This window comes from Streptomyces ficellus (assembly GCF_030406405.1).
Taxonomy (GTDB): Bacteria; Actinomycetota; Actinomycetes; order Streptomycetales; family Streptomycetaceae; genus Streptomyces; species Streptomyces ficellus_B.
Map to the genome: position 1 here is coordinate 1 of NZ_JAUEPL010000031.1, position 17,534 is coordinate 17,534.

At 68.3% G+C, this 17,534-nt stretch carries 11 protein-coding genes and 1 pseudogene; 8 read left to right on the plus strand and 4 right to left on the minus strand.

Features of this window, described 5'->3' with window-relative positions; translation table 11 throughout:
• Nucleotides 1-413: 413 nt before the first annotated feature.
• Nucleotides 414-1,484 carry a LacI family DNA-binding transcriptional regulator gene (locus tag QWM81_RS19820; protein ID WP_290113475.1) on the plus strand — a complete coding sequence of 357 codons (1,071 nt, stop codon included), beginning with the start codon at nt 414-416 and terminating at the stop codon, nt 1,482-1,484.
• A gap of 153 nt (nt 1,485-1,637) precedes the next feature.
• The gene (locus QWM81_RS19825) at nt 1,638-2,384 is read left to right on the plus strand and encodes a phosphatase PAP2 family protein (protein WP_435372401.1); all 747 of its coding nucleotides are present in this window, start codon (nt 1,638-1,640) and stop codon (nt 2,382-2,384) included.
• On the opposite strand, the gene QWM81_RS19830 is transcribed toward QWM81_RS19825, so the two are convergent.
• Nucleotides 2,372-5,362: a bifunctional [glutamine synthetase] adenylyltransferase/[glutamine synthetase]-adenylyl-L-tyrosine phosphorylase gene (locus QWM81_RS19830; protein ID WP_290113478.1), complete on the minus strand. Its 2,991-nt coding sequence runs from the start codon at nt 5,360-5,362 to the stop codon at nt 2,372-2,374. The two genes, QWM81_RS19825 and QWM81_RS19830, sit on opposite strands and share 13 nt — an antisense overlap.
• 351 nt (nt 5,363-5,713) lie before the next feature.
• Between QWM81_RS19830 and QWM81_RS19835 the strand changes: the two genes are divergently transcribed.
• Nucleotides 5,714-7,714, plus strand: a complete 2,001-nt coding sequence (locus QWM81_RS19835; protein WP_290113480.1) for a PIG-L family deacetylase — start codon at nt 5,714-5,716, stop codon at nt 7,712-7,714.
• 94 nt (nt 7,715-7,808) lie between these two features.
• Nucleotides 7,809-8,243 (plus strand): VOC family protein, encoded by a 435-nt coding sequence (locus tag QWM81_RS19840; protein WP_290113482.1) that lies wholly within the window; start codon nt 7,809-7,811, stop codon nt 8,241-8,243.
• Nucleotides 8,244-8,288: 45 nt separating this feature from the next.
• Here QWM81_RS19840 and QWM81_RS29275 read toward each other — a convergent pair.
• Together QWM81_RS29275 and QWM81_RS19845 are read right to left on the minus strand one after the other, a co-directional pair.
• A pseudogene (locus QWM81_RS29275) lies at nt 8,289-8,375 on the minus strand (glutamine synthetase); the annotation flags it as partial.
• Between the two features lie 150 nt (nt 8,376-8,525).
• A complete protein-coding gene (locus QWM81_RS19845; protein WP_290113484.1) occupies nt 8,526-9,743 on the minus strand; it encodes an MrcB family domain-containing protein in 1,218 nt (405 codons plus the stop codon).
• A 175-nt stretch (nt 9,744-9,918) separates the two neighbouring features.
• On the opposite strand from QWM81_RS19845, the gene QWM81_RS19850 reads away from it, so the two are divergent.
• From QWM81_RS19850 to QWM81_RS19865, 4 genes are all read left to right on the plus strand, one after another.
• On the plus strand, nt 9,919-12,882 hold the full coding sequence (locus tag QWM81_RS19850; RefSeq protein WP_290113486.1) for an ATP-dependent helicase: 2,964 nt from the start codon (nt 9,919-9,921) through the stop codon (nt 12,880-12,882).
• Between the two features lie 633 nt (nt 12,883-13,515).
• The gene (locus QWM81_RS19855) at nt 13,516-14,037 is read left to right on the plus strand and encodes a hypothetical protein (RefSeq protein ID WP_290113487.1); all 522 of its coding nucleotides are present in this window, start codon (nt 13,516-13,518) and stop codon (nt 14,035-14,037) included.
• 33 nt (nt 14,038-14,070) lie between these two features.
• Nucleotides 14,071-15,231 (plus strand): hypothetical protein, encoded by a 1,161-nt coding sequence (locus tag QWM81_RS19860; protein ID WP_290113488.1) that lies wholly within the window; start codon nt 14,071-14,073, stop codon nt 15,229-15,231.
• A 157-nt stretch (nt 15,232-15,388) separates the two neighbouring features.
• Nucleotides 15,389-16,177 (plus strand): NUDIX domain-containing protein, encoded by a 789-nt coding sequence (locus QWM81_RS19865; protein ID WP_290113489.1) that lies wholly within the window; start codon nt 15,389-15,391, stop codon nt 16,175-16,177.
• On the opposite strand, the gene QWM81_RS19870 is transcribed toward QWM81_RS19865, so the two are convergent.
• Nucleotides 16,161-17,168 carry an NsdA family TPR-like regulatory protein gene (locus tag QWM81_RS19870; protein ID WP_290113490.1) on the minus strand — a complete coding sequence of 336 codons (1,008 nt, stop codon included), beginning with the start codon at nt 17,166-17,168 and terminating at the stop codon, nt 16,161-16,163. The two genes, QWM81_RS19865 and QWM81_RS19870, sit on opposite strands and share 17 nt — an antisense overlap.
• Nucleotides 17,169-17,534: the final 366 nt, after the last annotated feature.

A 17,534-nucleotide genomic window follows, 5' to 3' on the forward strand; every position in this document is an offset into this window, starting at 1 on the left:
GGGACGTGCGGGACCGGCTCGCCGCCGTCCGACATCACCAACTGTTCTTCGCCGGGATGCACTACCGCAGAAGACCGACCCCCGCAGCTCGGACGCGCGGAGGACGGCGGGGAGCCCCGCGCAAGCCAGGCTCCCCCACCCGGCGGCCGACGTCCTCGGCGGCGCCCCGGGGCGTGGCGGCGAGGGCGGCGGCCGGGTGGCGCACGGGGTCGTGGACGGCGACGGGCAGGGGCCGCGGGCGGTGGACGGCAGCGGGTCCGAGGAGGTTTTCGTGGGCGGCAAAGTCCCCTTCCCGGCGCGGGAGTTGACGGCCGACCCCGCCCACGCGGGCGACGGCGGGCGGCCCGTCTTCCTCGCGGCGGAGTCCTGCGTTTGGTGGGCAAGCTGACGTGCGGCCGGTACAGTCCCATCCCATGACCGCGCGGCTTGCCGACATCGCAGCCCAGGCGGGGGTCAGCGAAGCCACAGTCAGCCGCGTGCTCAACGGCAAGCCCGGTGTGGCCGCGGCCACCCGCCAGTCCGTGCTGGCCGCCCTCGACGTGCTCGGCTACGAACGCCCGGTCCGGCTGCGCCAGCGCAGCGCCGGCCTCGTCGGCCTGATAACCCCCGAGCTGGACAACCCGATCTTCCCGGCCCTGGCCCAGGTCATCGGCCAGGCCCTGACGCGCCAGGGCTACACCCCCGTCCTCGCCACCCAGACCCCCGGCGGGTCCACCGAGGACGAACTCACCGAGATGCTCGTCGAGCGCGGCGTCTCCGGCATCATCTTCGTCTCGGGCCTGCACGCCGACACCACCGCCGACATGACGCGCTACGACCAGCTGCGCGGCAAGGGCGTCCCGTACGTCCTGATCAACGGTTTCTCGCCGAAGGTGCAGGCACCTTTCGTCTCGCCCGACGACCGGGCCGCGATGCAGCTCGCCGTCACGCACCTCGCCGCGCTCGGGCACACCCGGATCGGCCTGGCCGTGGGGCCCAAGCGGTTCGTGCCCGTCCTGCGCAAGATCGAGGGCTTCCGCCTCGGCATGCAGGCCCGGCTCCATCTCGCGCCCGAGGAGTGCGAGGAGCTGATCCAGCACTCCCTGTACACCCTGGAGGGCGGGCAGGCCGCCGCCACCGCCCTCATCGAGCGCGGCTGCACCGCCCTCGTCTGCGCCAGCGACATGATGGCGCTCGGTGCCATCCGGGCCGCGCGCCAGAAGGGCCTGCACGTCCCCCGGGACGTGTCCGTCGTCGGTTTCGACGACTCCCCCCTCATAGCGTTCACGGACCCGCCGCTGACCACCATCCGCCAGCCCGTCCAGGCGATGGGGCAGGCGGCGGTCCGCGCGCTGCTGGAGGAGATCGGCGGCACCCCGGCCCCGCACAGCGAGTTCGTCTTCATGCCCGAGCTGGTGGTCCGGGGTTCGACCGCCTCGGGGCCTCAGGGTCAGAGGTCCTCCGAAAGGCGTAGCGATGGCGTTGACGACCAGACTGACGGATGATCGACCGAGTAGACCTATCTGGCAGACTCTTGGCCCATGGGTGACACGACTGTGAGGACACTGGAGGGCCGTGAGGCCCCGGCACCACCGGTGGATTCACCCATCGAACCGGCTCCGGCGCGCCCGGCGGACAGCCGGACCGTGTGGGAGCGTATGCGCGCTCCGCGCCACCCCCGGATCTGGTTCGAGATCCTGCTGATCGCGGTCAGTTACTGGACGTACTCACTCATTCGCAACGCGGTACCGGAGCAGAAGACCGAGGCGCTGCGCAACGCCGACTGGATCTGGCGGGCCGAGCAGTCGTTGGGCATCGCCGTCGAGAAGAGCGTCAACCACGCGGTCGATTCGGTGACGTGGCTGATCGTCGGCATGAACTACTACTACGCCACGCTGCACTTCATCGTCACGATCGGCGTCCTGGTCTGGCTCTACCGCTGGCACCCGGGGCGGTACGCGGCCACGCGCCTGGTGCTGTTCTCGACCACCGGGATCGCCCTGCTCGGCTACTACCTGTATCCGCTGGCTCCGCCGCGTCTGATGACCAGCGAGAACTTCATCGACACCGTCCTGGTGCACCACACCTGGGGGTCGATGGCCTCGGGCGACCTGAAGAACATGTCGAACCAGTACGCGGCGATGCCGTCCATGCACATCGGCTGGTCCCTCTGGTGCGGCCTGACGATCTACGCCCTCGCCAAGGCACCGTGGGCCAAGATCCTGGGCTTCCTCTACCCGGCCGCCACCCTCGTCGTCATCGTGGCCACCGCCAACCACTTCTGGCTGGACGCGGTGGGCGGCATGGTGTGCCTGGCCTTCGGCTACACCCTGGCGTACGTGTGGTACGGCGGCGTGCCGCACCGGCTGCCGCGCCATGTGGCCGCCGTGCCTCACGCCCCGTAGAAGAGCTCCTCCACCACGGCCCGCGCCCGCCGCGCCGTCCGCCGGTAGTCCTCCAGCATCTCGCCGGCGTGCCCCGGGCCGTACCCCAGGTACCGCCCGACCGCCGCCAGATCGCGGGCGTCCGAGGGGAAGGTGTCCCCGGCCCGGCCACGTACCAGCATCACGCCGTTGCGCACCCGGGTGGCCAGGACCCACGCCTCGTCCAGCGTCCGGGCGTCCTGCGCGTCGATCAGGCCGGCGTCCCGTGCCGCGGCCAGCGCCCGGCGGGTCCGCGTGGTGCGCAGCCCCGGCACCGCGTGCCCGTGCCGCATCTGGAGCAGCTGGACCGTCCACTCCACATCCGACAGCCCGCCGCGCCCCAGTTTGGTGTGCAGGGCGGGGTCGGCGCCGCGCGGCAGCCGTTCGTTCTCCATGCGGGCCTTCAGGCGCCGGATCTCGCGTACGGCGTCCTCGTCGAGCCCCTGCTCGGGATAGCGAAGCGGATCGACCAGCTCGATGAACCTGCGGCCCAGATCCGGGTCGCCCGCCATCGGCTCGGCCCTGAGCAGGGCCTGGCTCTCCCAGCCCAGCGACCACCGGCGGTAGTAGGCCGCGTACGACTTGAGGGTGCGCGCCAGCGGTCCGCTCTTGCCCTCCGGCCGCAGGTCCGCGTCGATCAGCAGCGGCGGGTCGGCGGTCGGCAGCTGGAGCAGCCGCCGCATCTCCTCGACGACCGTGTTGGCGGCCCGCGCCGCCTCCTGCTCGTCGACCCCCTCGCGCGGCTCGTGCACGAACAGCACGTCGGCGTCCGAGCCGTACCCCAGCTCGTGTCCGCCGAGGCGCCCCATCCCGATGACGGCGAACCGGGTGGGCAGGGTGTCGCCCCACCGCTCCCGCACCGCGGCGCGCAGGGCGCCCGCGATGGTCGCGGCGTTCAGGTCGGTCACCGCGTTGCCCACCCGGTCGACCAGGGCACCGGTGTCCACCTCGGCGGGCCGGTCCTCCGTCCCGTACGAGGCGATGATGTCGGCGGCGGCGGTACGGAACAGCTCCCGGCGCCGTACGCCACGGGCCGCGGCGACCGCCAGCTCGGCGTCCCCGGCGCGGCCGACCGCCGCGAGGATCTCCGGCTCCAGGTGGTCGCGCCCGCGCGGCTTGAGCCCCTCCGGCGCGCCCAGGATGGCCACCGCCTCGGGGGCCCGCAGCAGCAGGTCGGGGGCCAGCCGCCCGGCGGACAGCACCCTGGCGAGGTTCTCCGCCGCCGCGCCCTCGTCGCGCAGCAGCCGCAGGTACCACGGCGTCTTGCCCAGCGCGTCCGACACCTTGCGGAACGCCAGCAGCCCCGCGTCGGGGTCGGCGGAGTCCGCGAACCAGCCGAGCAGCACGGGCAGCAGCGTCCGCTGGATCGCCGCCTTGCGGGTCACGCCCGACGACAGCGCCTCCAAGTGCCTGAGCGCGGCGGCGGGGTCGGCGTACCCCAGCGCCTCCAGCCGCTGCCCGGCGGCCTTGGCGCTGAGCCGGGTCTCGCCGGGCGTGAGCTGCGCGACGGCGTCGAGCAGCGGCCGGTAGAACAGCTTCTCGTGCAGCCGCCGCACCACCGCCGCGTGCCGCCGCCACTCCCGGTTGAGTTCGGCGACGGGATCGGTCCGCATCCCCAGCGACCGCCCCAGCCGCCGCAGGTCCTCCTCGGCCTCCGGAACCAGGTGGGTGCGCCGCAGCCGGTAGAGCTGGATGCGGTGCTCCATGGCCCGCAGAAAGCGGTACGCCTCGTCCAGCTGCGCGGCGTCGGCCCGCCCCACATAGCCACCCGCAGCCAGCGCCTTCAGCGCCTCCAGCGTCGTCCCGCTGTGCAGGGTGGCGTCACTGCGCCCGTGCACCAACTGGAGCAGCTGCACGGCGAATTCGACGTCCCGCAGCCCGCCGGGCCCGAGTTTCAGCTCACGCTCCACATGGGCGACCGGAATGTTGTCCACCACGCGCCGGCGCATCTTCTGTACGTCGGCGACGAAGTTCTCCCGCTCGGCGGCCTGCCATACGAGCGGTGAGACGCCGTCGATGTACGCGGCCCCCAGCTCGGCGTCCCCGGCCACCGCGCGCGCCTTCAACAGCGCCTGGAACTCCCAGGTCTTGGCCCAGCGCTGGTAGTACGCGAGGTGGCTGGAGAGCGTCCGCACCAGCGGCCCGTTCCTGCCCTCGGGGCGCAGATTGGCGTCCACCGGCCAGATCGCGCCCTCCACGGTCGTCTCGGAACAGATCCGCATCAGATGGGAGGCGAGGCGCGTGGCGGCCCTGAGCGCCTTGCCTTCGTCGGCGCCGTCCGCCGCCTCAGCCACGAAGATCACATCGACGTCGGACACGTAATTGAGCTCGTGTCCCCCGCACTTGCCCATCGCGATGACCGCGAGCCGGCACATCGCGGCGTCCTCCGGCGCGGCCGCACTCGCTATGGCCAGCGCCTTGCGCAGGGTGGCCGTGGCGAGGTCGGCCAGCTCGGCGGCGGTCTCGGCGACATCGATCGTCCCGCACACGTCCCGCGCGGCGATGGCCAGCAGGCACCGCCGGTAGGCGACCCGCAGCGAGACGGGATCGGTCGCCCCGGCGAGCCCGCGCTCGAACTCCTCGACCCCCGGATGCAGATCCGTCGCCTCGTACGTGACGAGCGCCCGCCAGTCCCGCGGGTGCCGCGCCACATGGTCCGCCAGCGCCTCCGAGGCCCCCAGGACACCGAGCAGCCGGTCGCGCAGCGGCTTGGCGCTCAGCAGGGTGCCGAGCAGCTCCTGAGCGTCCCCCCCCTGCGCCTCGGCGAGCCGCACCAGCCCGCGCAGCGCCAGGTCCGGGTCGGCGGTGGCCCCGAGGGCGTCCAGCAGCACGGGGTCCCCGTGCACGGCCGACAGCACCGGCAGCTCCAGCAGCCGTTCGGCGGCGGAGGGGTCGGTGAAGCCGTGCCGCAGCAGCCTGCTGAAGGTACTGCTCCTACGCCCCGGCACCGGCACGGTCATCCCCGGTCACCCCTTCGCTTGTGGCGCCATTCCTCGCGCCGAGCCTATCGGCCCACCTGCCCACGGGCATGAGGGATCACGGCCCGGCCCGCTGCCGGGGTCCGGCCCGGGGCGGGCGTGAGGCAACCCACAGGCGGGGGCGGGCGTGAGGCACGCACCGGCAGACGCGAAGTGAGGCGCCCGCACGCAGACGCGGGAGTGAGCCGCCCACAGGCAGACGCGGGCGTGAGGCACCCCACAGGCAGGGGCCGGCGTGAGGCACCCCACACCACGCCCTGTGAACCGCGTCGCGGCAAAGCCCCTCTTCCCTCCCGGTTCGCCCACCCCACCGCGTTCACGGAAGCCGCCGCCATGCCTCGATCCGCCCTGCCCTCCCCCCGCCGTGGCCTGCTCATGGCCGCGCCGATCGCCGTGCTGCTCGGCATCACCGGCGGGACGCTGGCCCTCACCGCCGGGTCGTCGGACGCCTCCGACGTACCGAGCCGGGGCGTACCCGAGGCGCGGGCGACGAAGCCGGTGCGCACCCCTCAGGAGTCCGTCCTGCAGATCATGGCCCACCCGGACGACGACCTGTTCTTCATGAACCCGGACACCAGCCAGTCCATCGCCGCCGGCCACAGCCTGACCTCCGTCTACCTCACCGCCGGCGAGTCCGACGGCCGCAACGCCCGCTACCAGGATCCGCGGCCTCCGGCCGACAAGGCCGCGTACGCGGAGGCCCGGCAGAACGGCATACGCGCCGCCTACGCCGAGATGGCCACCGGCAACCGCACCAGCCCCTGGGACCGCACCTCCGTGGCCACCGCCGGCGGCGGCCGCGCCGAGCTGGACACCCTGCGCGCCAAGCCGCAGATCAGCCTGGTGTGGCTCCAGCTGCGCGAGGCGGGCAGCGTCTCCGACGACCGCCCGCACAGCCTGCACGGCCTGTGGGACGGGCGGATCGACGCGCTCGGCTCCCAGCTCGCCGCCGGCTCCCCGGTCCGCGAGGACTTCTCGTACACCAAGCGCCAGACCATCGACACCCTCTCCGCCGTCCTGCACCGCTTCAAGCCCACCTTCGTGCGCCTGATGGACCCGACCCCGGGCCGCAACGACAGGACGGGGAAGCTGTCCGACCACCAGGACCACATGTACGGCGCCCGGTTCGCGCAGGCGGCGCTCGCCGCGTACGCCGAGACTCCCGCCCGCCCGGCCTTCGCCGTACAGAACTACCTCGGCTACTCGACCGGCGGCATGCCGCACTCCCTCGACCCGGAGTCGACGGAGGCGAAGCTGCGCACGCTGAAGACGTACGCGTGGATGGACCACTCCGACTACTGCGAGGACCCGGCCGGCTGCGGCGACCGCAAGGTGGCCGCGCGACCCGCCGGGCGCGACTGGGCGCAGTCGATCCGCTACACCCGCTCGGACTCCACGACCTGGGTGCAGCAGGGGGCGCGCCCCGGCGAGCTGTACGCCTTCGCGGTCCTCGACGGCCGCCTCGCGACCTGGCACAGGTCGCCCACGGGCTGGACGGGCCCGGTCCTCCACCAGGGCACCGGCCTGGACGGCGGCGTCACGTCCGTCCGCCTCCCGGACGGCCGGATCGCGGTGTTCGGTACGCGCACCGACCTGGGCGACACCCCGGAGTCGTACCGCCGCGACGTGGTCATGACGCTGTCCGAGAACGGCGCGTTCGGGCCGTGGCGTTCGCTCGGCACACCCGAGCGGGACGACGCGGCGGGCACGTCCGACATCAGCGTCCCGGCGGTGCTGGTGGACCGGTCGGGCCTGATGACGGTGTACGTACGGGACGCCGGCCACACGATGAGGGTGACGTCCCAGCGGCCGGGCGGCGACTGGTCGCCGTGGCGGTCGGCCGGCGGCCGGGACCTGCGCGGCAACCCGGTGGCGGCGATGGACGCGGCGGGGCGCGGCTACGTCTTCGCGGCCACCCCGAAGACGGTTCTGGCCTGGACGGGGAGGGCGCCCGGCACCCCGGCGGCGACGGGCCTGCCGCCCACCACGGGGTCGCTCAGCGCCACACCGGACGGCGCCGACGGCGTACGCCTCTGGTTCCGCAAGCCCGCCTCCGGCGCCGTCCGCACGGCCCGCTTCGCGGACGGCGGCGCCCACGCCTCGCCGGTGGCGGAGCTGCCGGGCGGTGTCGCGGGGTACGGCGCGGTCGGCGCGTGGGGCGACCGCCTCGCCCTGCGCGGCCGCGGCGGCGCGCTCGCGGCGGCGCCGCACGCCGGGACGGACCGGTGGACCGTGGACGGCTCCCTCTTCGCCGGCGCGCCCGCCGCCGTGCCCTCCGGCTTCGCCACCCTGGGCCTGGACGGCCGCCTGCGCTGGACGCCCTGGGACCGCTGAGGCCGACCCGCGTCACCTCCTTGCCGACGCCCATCCCGCCACGTACGGTCCCCCTGGCGTTTTCCCCGCCCGCGCCTGTGAGGAGACCCGCTTCATGAACTGGACGCTCGAAGTCGTCGTGGTCCCGGTCACCGACCTGGACCGGGCGAAGGAGTTCTACGGCCACAGGTGCGGGTTCCGGGTGGACCTGGACGACGAGGTCGCGCCGGGCATCCGGATCATCCAGCTGACCCCGCCCGGGTCCCGCTGCTCGATCGCCCTGCAGAGCGGCATGCCGCTCGCCCCGGGCGAGATGTCGATGGCCCCGGGCTCGCTCCAGGGCCTCCAGCTGTGCGTGACCGACATCGAGGCGGCCCGCGAGGAGTTGCTCTCCCGGGGCGTGGACGTCAGTCCCGTCCAGCACGTGGGCCCGGACGGCTGGACCGAGGGCAAGGGCGGGACGTGGAACTCGTTCCTCTTCTTCAAGGACCCGGACGGCAACGGCTGGACGGTCCAAGAGGCCCCCTCCGAGCTCTCGGAGCGCGAGTAGGAGACCAGTCGAGGGGCGCTCTGATCGGGCGCCCCTCGACACGGCTCACAGCACCGGCAGGTTCTTGCGCAGCTCGAAGGCGGTGACCTCGGAGCGGTACTCCTCCCACTCCTGCTTCTTGTTGCGGAGGAAGTGTCGTCGGCCCCGAGCGACCTCACGCGATCGACGCCGGCGCAGCGCTGACCTGCGGTCGAGCGGTCGTCATTGGTCGATGTGGGTCGCTGTGGGCCGCCCTTCGACGGCCCACAGACGGCCCAGGCACGGTGGTTCACCCCGGCCCAGTTAACCTGCTTCGGCCTGCGGTTTCTCTCGGAGGTCTCGCTGTCGGGGGACGGCTACGGGAAACAGCGTTTGCTTCCCAGCCACATCACCGGACGTGAGCCTGTCCACAGGCGTGCGGTAGGCGTATGAGATCACCGTGAGATCTTCGTCTTCCACGGCCCACGGGGAGGTGCAGTGGAGGATGCCACCGGAGGCGGTCGGCTCCACCCCAGTGCGGTCCAGTTTGATCGAGTGCACGACAACCAACGCGTTGTCCGGGTAGTACTTCCGCTGCTTCTCGACCTCGGCTCGGGTCAAGATCACTTCCAACCCCGCAGAGGTCGTCCCCTTGACCTCCACGTGCAGTCGCTTCTCCCCCCTCGTGAGCAGGAGGTCAAAGGACTCCTTGGCGCCGACGTCCTTGACCGACCAACCCTGAGCCTCGAAGTGCTCAGTGGCCATCCGGACGCTGTGGTGCTCTATCGCGCGGCGTTCGCTGGCGGTGAGCAGAAATCCCTGCCCCGGTCTACGCGGTCGGGTGCCGCTACGGGTCCGACGGCCGGCGGTCTTCTCCGCGCTCTGCTCAGCCTCCAGCACCTCCGGAGTCGGGTCCCCAGGGATGTAAGGGGCGAGGCGCTCGGCTTCATAGAGGGTGCCGAGTAGGCCTGTCATGAAGGCCAGGTCCTTCAGCAGAACCTCCCGCGAGGGCAGCTGCTCGCGCTCGTATGCGATGGCCACCACGTTCCCGGGGCCGTAGCCACTGCCAAGAGGGGTCCTGGCGTCCAGCTGAAGCGTTTCGTGCAGGTCCGGGCGCGCGGTCGTCGCCTTCGCCAGTAGTGGCCGCGCCCAGTCGACACGGGCACGAAGATCTTCGGCTCTGCGCGCCTTGAAGACGCCTCCCGTCCAGATGGTGGTCCCCTGATTCAACGACAGGTAGACCCTCCGACCGGAGGCGCTGAACAGGTAGACCACGTACCACCCGGTGGTCGAGCTGGGTGACTGCTCCCGCCCGAAAACCCGAACCCAGGGAATCTCCGACTTGAGCCCCGTACCATCGCGGCCCTCGACTCCTAAGTTGTCGAGTGAAGTACCGAGCGCCGCTGACAGATCCCGTCCGCGCGCCCGAAGCAGATCTGGCAGCTGCTGCCGGACGACGACGCCTCGTTCCTGCATCTTTTCCGTGTTCGCTGCCGTCCAAGACGGCTGAAGATTAAGGACCTTGCCCAGGAGATCATTCACGGCCGCAGCGTAGCCCCGAGTACTGACAGCGCTCGGGGCGCCCATAGCGGAGTAGGGCCACCGACGGCGGGGTTTCGCGCCATTGCACACGGAATCTCCCCATAACTGGGTCGATTGTCAGACCCTCCTGGCAGGGTGTTCACCTGTAACAACCCGTTCGAACAATGGAGTTCCTGTGGACGTGAAGCAGGCGCTGAGCGCTTGGCCACTGACCGCCGATCAGCTCCCGGCGGCCATCGCAACCGACGCTGAGATCCTCGCGCTCGCCGGCGCGGGGTCCGGCAAGTCGCGAACCCTCGCTGCCCGAGTAGCCTTCCTCGTGGCCTCGGGGGCGCTCCCGGAGTCGCTGGTCGCCTTCACGTTCTCCGACAAGGCTGCCGAGACGATCAAGGAGCGGGTGGCTCAGGCTCTTACGGTGTGTGGGCTGGACCCACTCCTGGTGGGTGGGATGTACATCGGCACCATCCACGCCTGGTGCCGTCGCGTCCTCGGCGAAATGGATGCCAAGTACCGGCAGTTCGATGTGCTCGACGCCATGCAGCTCCAGATGTACCTGATGTCTCGGTATCCCAAGCTCAACCTGCATCCACTGCGTGCCCAACACAGCACGAAGGCAGGCAAGCCGCGCGGGTACTTCGAGACGCTCAACCAGGTCAGTCGTGCCTGGACGATGATGAACGACGAACTACTCGATCCTGCACAGATCGCTGCCGAAGATCCAGTGCTGGGCGACGCTCTGGAGCGTCTTCGCGCGCAGATGGAGCAGGACAACTTCATCGACTTCTCACTGATGCAGCGCCTCGTGGTCGAGGCGCTTGAGGGCAAGGAACCCGGGGCAGTGCAGGCACTTGCTCCTCTCCAGCACGTGCTGGTGGATGAGTACCAGGACGTGAACGTCGTGCAGGAGCGTCTGATCGAGCTGATGCACCGCGAGTCCGACACCCTCTTCGTGGTGGGCGACGACGATCAGGCGATCTACGGGTGGCGCGGCGCGGACATTACGAACATTTTGGAATTCGACCAGCGTTATCCGAACGCGGCCGTGCACAAGCTGCTCACCAACTTCCGGTCCACGTCGGCCATCGTCGAGGCCGCCAGCACGTTCGCCGGGCAGGAGTTGGGCGCCACGCGGCTGCAGAAACAACTGACCGCCGCTGTGGACCGTGACCCCCGTGAGTTCGGCGTCCTGCGGTTCCCCACGCGGATGGACGAGGCTGCTTTCGTCGGCGACCGGATCAAGGAACTGCTCGGCACCCGCTACGAGGAAGCGGACGGGACCGTGCGCGGTCTGACTCCCGCCGACTTCGCCATCCTGATGCGGTCGACGAACATGTCCGAAGGCGATGAAACCAAGCGCCACACCGCGTTCATCCGAGCCCTGGAAACGCGGGGCATCGAGTACGCCCTCAATGCCGGCGGCCAGCTCTTCGAACGAGCCCAGCCCGCAGCCGTGCTCAGCGCTTTTCAGCTGCTGCGCGGCGAAAACCCGAACCGTACGCAAGTGGACGGACTGTTCAACTCCGAGCTGAGCGTAGCCTTCCCCTGTGCCGACCTGGGCCGCGTCAGGCACGTCTTCGCCGATTGGGGTCGCCGCATCCACGCTCCCGTCGCACCGGGCGTTCCACGTCAGCGCCTCTTCCCGCAGCAGCTGCTCCATGACCTGTTGGAAGCCCTCGGCGTCGCCGCCAGCGGGTTCGGCGACGGCGTCATGGCCGACCTGGGTACCTTCAGCAAGATCCTTACGGACTTCGAGTCGGTGTACGTCTCGGTCGACGGCAAGGCACGGTACGGGGAGCTTCTGAACTTCCTGCAGAACGTGGCAGGCGAGGGATATGAGACCGACAACCAGATGATGGCCCGCCCTGATGCAGTGACGGTCTCCACGATCCACAAGGCAAAGGGGCTGGAGTTCCCGGTCGTCTTCGTGGTGGACGTCGAAGCCGGCCGTTTCCCAGGCAGGAAGCGCTCGTACGACGGGTGGATCCCTGCCACCTTGGTGCAGCGGGCCCTGAACAACGGCAGTTACCAGGCGGATCGGCCGGACCAGGCCCGGCTGTTCTACACGGCCATCACCCGCGCCGAGCGCTTTCTGTACGTCACCGGATCCGAATGGCTACCCGGAGGTGCGAAGCCGACCAAGGTGTCCCCCTACGCAGCCATGCTGACGCATCCCGAAGTCCGTCGCGACCTTCTCGACCCGTCCGCCCCGCCCAAGGTGATGCCCCCGCCCGCCGTTCCGTCCAGGCGTGGCGACGAGTCCGTGCTGCCCACCACGTACTCCCAGATCCACACCTACATGCGTTGCCCCCACGCCTACAAGCTCAGCGTGGTGCACGGGTTCGCCCCGCCGATCCCGGAGCTCTTCGGGTTCGGACGCGCGGTCCACGCGGCAGTGGGCAAGGTGCACCAGCTCTATAAAGACCAAGCACCCAGCCCGGTCGAGGCGCGGAACGTGGCCGAGGACCTCTTTCACCTCAAGCACGTCGCCCCGAGCCAGGACCCGGTCAACCGGCCAGGCGCGTACGAGCGTGCGAAGCAGAGCTCAGCGAACATCGTGGCCAGCTACGTCGACAAGTACGCGAAGGACTTCGAGAGCAAGCGGCAGGTCGAGCTTCCTTTCGAGGTCCCGGTGAACCGCGCGGTCATTTCCGGAGCCATCGATCTGCTGCTCAGCTACGACGACTCGGACCAGATCCGCGACGCATCGGTGATCGACTTCAAGACCATGGAAGGGGGCCCCGAACCGATCAACAATCCCGATCTCCACTGGGAGAACCTCTCCCTGCAGGTCCAGCTCTACGCACGTGGCGCCGTACAGGTGTACGGGATGAACGCGCGGACTGGTGCCGTACACCTTCTCAAGGATGGCCAGCGGGTGTCGGTTCCGGTCGACACCGACGCCGTCGACGCCGCGGTCGCCAATGTGGACTGGGCGGTCGACCGAATCATGGAAGGCGACTTCCCGCAGCGCGCCTCGGGAAAGAAGTGCGGTGGCTGCGACTTCGCCCAGATCTGCCCGAAGAAGGTGCAGCAGTTCGCGACGTCACAGGAGCCGCCGAAGCTTCACCTTCCGGCCAGTAACGGCGGCAAGGAGTTCCTGATGGTGTCCGCCTTCTCTCAGCTCGGGCCCGACGAGTAGGCGTGACGCAAGCCGGTGCCGTGGGCTGTGGATCCTGCGCTAAGGGTCTCAGCCCACTGTGCTGAAGCTGATCGATGACCTACGCCCCGACCGTCTCTTCTGGCGCCTGGACCCGGCACCGCGGTGGCAAGCGGCCCTGGCCGCCATGGATGCGTCTCGCTACCTCTAGCTGGGCAGTGGGACCAATGAGCCGGTCGGCGACCTGCCCCTTGTCATCATGGTCAGCAGCCGCTTGCTGCCAGCCGCTCGGACAGCTCAGCTCTCGCGGCGAATTTACAGTCCCCCAGCTAACAGGTCGCAGATGCGCCGCTGACCTGCCCGTGTGCAGACACGGTCGGCGCATGCGCGTGTCACCGTCCACACCTCGTCCCAAGAGCGGGTCTCACCGCAGACGCGCGGAACAGCGGCGAGGGCGCGCGAACACCGCTACTCCCACGAGAACGCGGCCAGATCGGTGCAAAATCTGCGCAACAGGGGGACCTGCGCGCCCGTGGTAAGGGAAGATCGACTCTTGTGGACCCCGCCATAGCAGCCGCTCTGATCTCCAGCCCCGTCGCACTACTAGCGGCCGGGGCTGCGTATGGCGCTGGCCTCGTGCAAGGCCGAGGTGCCTACCGCGGCCCCGTTGACGCCGTGCGCCGCCAGCACCAGCGAGACGCCTACGCCGCTTTCCTTACGGAAGCCAACGCATTTCTCAGTAAGACTTTGTGGGGAAATTGCGCACAACAAGCTAGCAGCCAATTAGGCATTTCATTGCGAGACGAAGCCAGGCGCCAGGAAATCAACCGACGCGCCTTGCGTATCCAGTCGGAAGTGCCAACAGAGCCACTGAAACTCGCTGCGGCCGTCGTCCAACTTGAAGGCCCCGAAAATATCGCAGCCATCGCACGGGAGATCGAAAATCACGCCCACAACGTGCACGTCGACGCACTCTACGGCGAGGCTCCCTACACATTATTCGACGCGCTGGACGGGCGACCCGCCCCTACCGGTGAGGGTCGCAACACACACCTAGACCTACTGACCGCAATTAACAATTTCACCGACGCCGCCCGTTCTCACCTCAACGGCAGCAAGACGGCAAGGCGGCCCTGGAATCTATCAGGCGCACGCGAGGTAATTACGCGGCCAGATCTTCGATCTGTTGACCACTGAGCAGCCCAACACTATACCTTTCAGGCGGAACATGTGGATCTTTTCGCTGATGAAAAACTCAAGAAACACATGTCGATCATCATGCGCGCAATTAAGCCCGCTAACCCCGGTGATCCAGGATTCGCTATGACGATCGGCCGCCCCCGTCATCGACTCAGAGTAGACCCGCAACGTCTTCCCATCCCGGGGATCGTTCGAATAGTTCTTGAACTGATCGGGCTGCAAGATCTAGGACAGGCAGAAAAGCTCGCATGGGAGTACGCATTTGAAGTCGACGGCACCTCCTGTTCGCTTGCTCATCAAAAATTCGGACTGCGTCTTTATGTAGACTCTACCGTTATAGCGTCCGAAGATGACGCACAGGCCCTACTCGATCGAATCACGAAAGCACTGGAGAGCGCACAGCGCAGTCTGGAAAGACGCCAATTGCGGGATTTTGCAGACGAGCAGATCCGTCAAGGTGGCTTGACGATTCGCAATCAGTACCATCGTTTGCGCGACATTTATGAGTACTTCCAAGAAGGCGCAAGCCTCGCCTTTGCCGGCCAGGGGAGACTCAGCCCAGAGTTGCCTGACGGGGGACGACGTTTCAATCCTCGTGCAACCGAGGGATTCTACAATACGGTAGCCATGGTGTCGGCATATTTCAGCCTCTTGGAACATACTTTGGTGCTGCTGCTCCCCTTCACGGGGTTCGATCCCTCCGAATCCGCTCTGAAAGATTTCATCGGCGAGCGGTGGGGGGAAAAGTTCAGGAAGATATTCACAGTCGACAGGGACCCATCTGCCAAGAATAACTTCGACACTCTCTATCGAATCGCCGAGGAGTACCGCAATACTTACGGGCACGGGGGGTTCGATAAGAATGGTTCAACTTTCCTGTTTCACATGGAAGGAGTTGGCGCACTTCCAGCCGTACTCAGCAACATCCGCGGAAACTCCTACTTTAGCTTCGTCCCCGTCGACGCAGACGACTTCAGCCGCGTGAAGCTCGCATTCGACTCAATAGACGAATGGCTCAGAAAAGACGTCGCACCACTTGCAATGAAATGGGTCGAGAGTGGTTTGGATGTTTACTACGACGAGAATTTCCGAGACCAAGCATCATTGGCAATGGAATCACCGGAACATTTCGACAGATTCATAGAGTACTGCTCCTACCTAACAGACCAGGCCGCCAACATGGATTGGTGACCGATTCCACCAAACCCATTACCGTCATCACCGTGAGTGAGGGCGTGAGAGCCACATGCGCCGTCGTTCCGAGGACGGGACATCCCCGGCCCCCACCAATCGCATCGCAAGGCGTTACGCTGGTTCGCGCCACTTCAGGATGGAGAGTGCTCCGCGGATGGGACCGAAGACGACCAAGGTCTACGAGACGCTTCACGCGCGGCTCACCGCCGGCGAGTACGCCGCTGGCGACAAGTTCCCCTCAGAGCGCACGCTGGTCGAAGAACTGGGCATCGGCCGGACGGCTCTTCGGCAAGTGCTCGCCCGTCTCGTCGCTGAGGGCGCCCTGGAGGTACGCGGACGGAGCTCATACCGAGTGCCAGGCGCGGTGAGCGTCGAGCGGCCGGAAGGGCTGGAGCCGTGGCGCATCCACGGCGAGCGCGACCTATACGACAACCGATGGGTCAAGCTGCAACTCTGGGACGTGCAGCCGCCTGGCATGGAGCCGTTCGAGCATCACGTGGTAAGGCTGCACCACGTGGCGGTAACCGCTGTCCTGGACGATCAGGACCGCGTGCTCATGATTTGGCGGTACCGATTTGTCCCCCAGCAGTTCGGCTGGGAGCTCCCTGGCGGCATCGTTGACGAGGGTGAGGACCCGGCGGAGACGGCGATGCGCGAAGTCGTCGAGGAAACCGGCTGGCGGCCGAGGTCTCTAGAGCACGTTGTGACCTACCAGCCCATGGTGGGCATGGTCGACTCGCCACACGAGATTTTCGTGGGCAACGGGGCCGAGAAGGTCGGTTCACCGACGGACCTAGAAGAGGCGGGGCACATCGAGTGGGTTCCCCTCGCAGACATTCCGGGGCTCATGGCCCGCGGTGAGCTGATGGGGTCGGGCACGCTCGTCGCACTGCTGCACATCCTGGCCAACCGGCGTGCGCAGGGAGTCACAGCCGCGCACTGAGCATGTCGACACGACGGCGCTGCCGAACCGATCCGGTGCGGCTCGCCAACAGTCGGGCCTGCCTCAGATGGGTGTGCGCGTCGTCGTACTCGGCTCGGGCGAGATGCGCATGCGCCAGGTCGGTGTGCAGTCCGGCCCTGGCCCGTACGAATGTCGCGTCCATGCCGTCCATCGCCTCATACAGACTGGTGACTGCGTCACCGTCACCAAGGAGCGCAAGCACGTTGCCGTGCCACCGGGCAAGGTGGGCACCGTTCAGGAAGATGCTCAGCATGTCGGGGTCCCGGTCCTCCGGGCCCGGCGGAATGCTGGCCAGTGCGGCATCGAGCGCACGGCGGCTGTCGTCCGGCATGTCGGCGTGCGCGCACATCTCCGCTTCCGCGGCGTACAGCCATGCATGGAGCCGAGCGGAGCCGGCTTGGCCGACGGTGCGCCGCGCTTCGCGGACCAGGTCGACGCCGAGCGCCGGCCGCCCAGCCTCGCAGAGGACGTACGCCTGTTCTGCCATGGCGTGGGCGAGGTACATCGGAGCCTCAGCATCGCGCGCCGCCTGCTTGGCCTGTTCGTAGTGACGCCACGCCCGTTCGACCGCCCCCGAGTCGATTGCCTGCCAGGCTGCGAGCGTCGACGCACCCGCGAGCGCGAGCGCCACCGGTCGACGCGCGGTCGGCAGCACGGTGAAGTTGAGCGTCTCTTCGAGGGCTGCCAGATGACCTGTCATCTGGTCGATGAGATGAGCGGCGCCCCTCTGCCGGTCCATGGTGCGGAGCAACTCAGTTTGGTCGTTGAACGCCTTCACCATGGACTCACTGACGCTGTCGGCGGCATCGATCCGGCTGAGTAGCTCGTCGTAGCCGTCTGCCGTCGGCGCCACGGGCGTCGGCGCGGCGTCCCGCAGCTCCCCATCGGTCACGCCGAGGAGTTGCCGCAGGATGGCCGCGTACCGGTCCGAGATGGTGCGCTTGCCGTTCTCCCATTCGGACACGTACACCCGCAAACTCGCTGTCGACGCGACGTCCGTGCCGCTCCGTCGGGCGTACTGCTCAATCTCACGAACCAGTCGCTCCTGAGACCAGCCGCGCGCCGTCCGCGCACTTCGAAGTCCTGCGCTCACAGGCCACCGTCCGGCGATAGATGCCCTCAACTGACCATCCCAGCATGCCGCACGTCGCCGCAGGTCAACAGGGGTTAACAGGCCGGAAGTTAAGTCCTGTTGGCTACCGGTGACCCTGCCTCAGACAGTCTCCTGAAGGGGCACCGCGGCGAGGTGAACGCCCTTCAAATCGGCAAACCACCTTGACTCTGGTGCGCACCAGATGCAACCTACTGGTGCGCACCAGATACCGGCTCGCGTCGG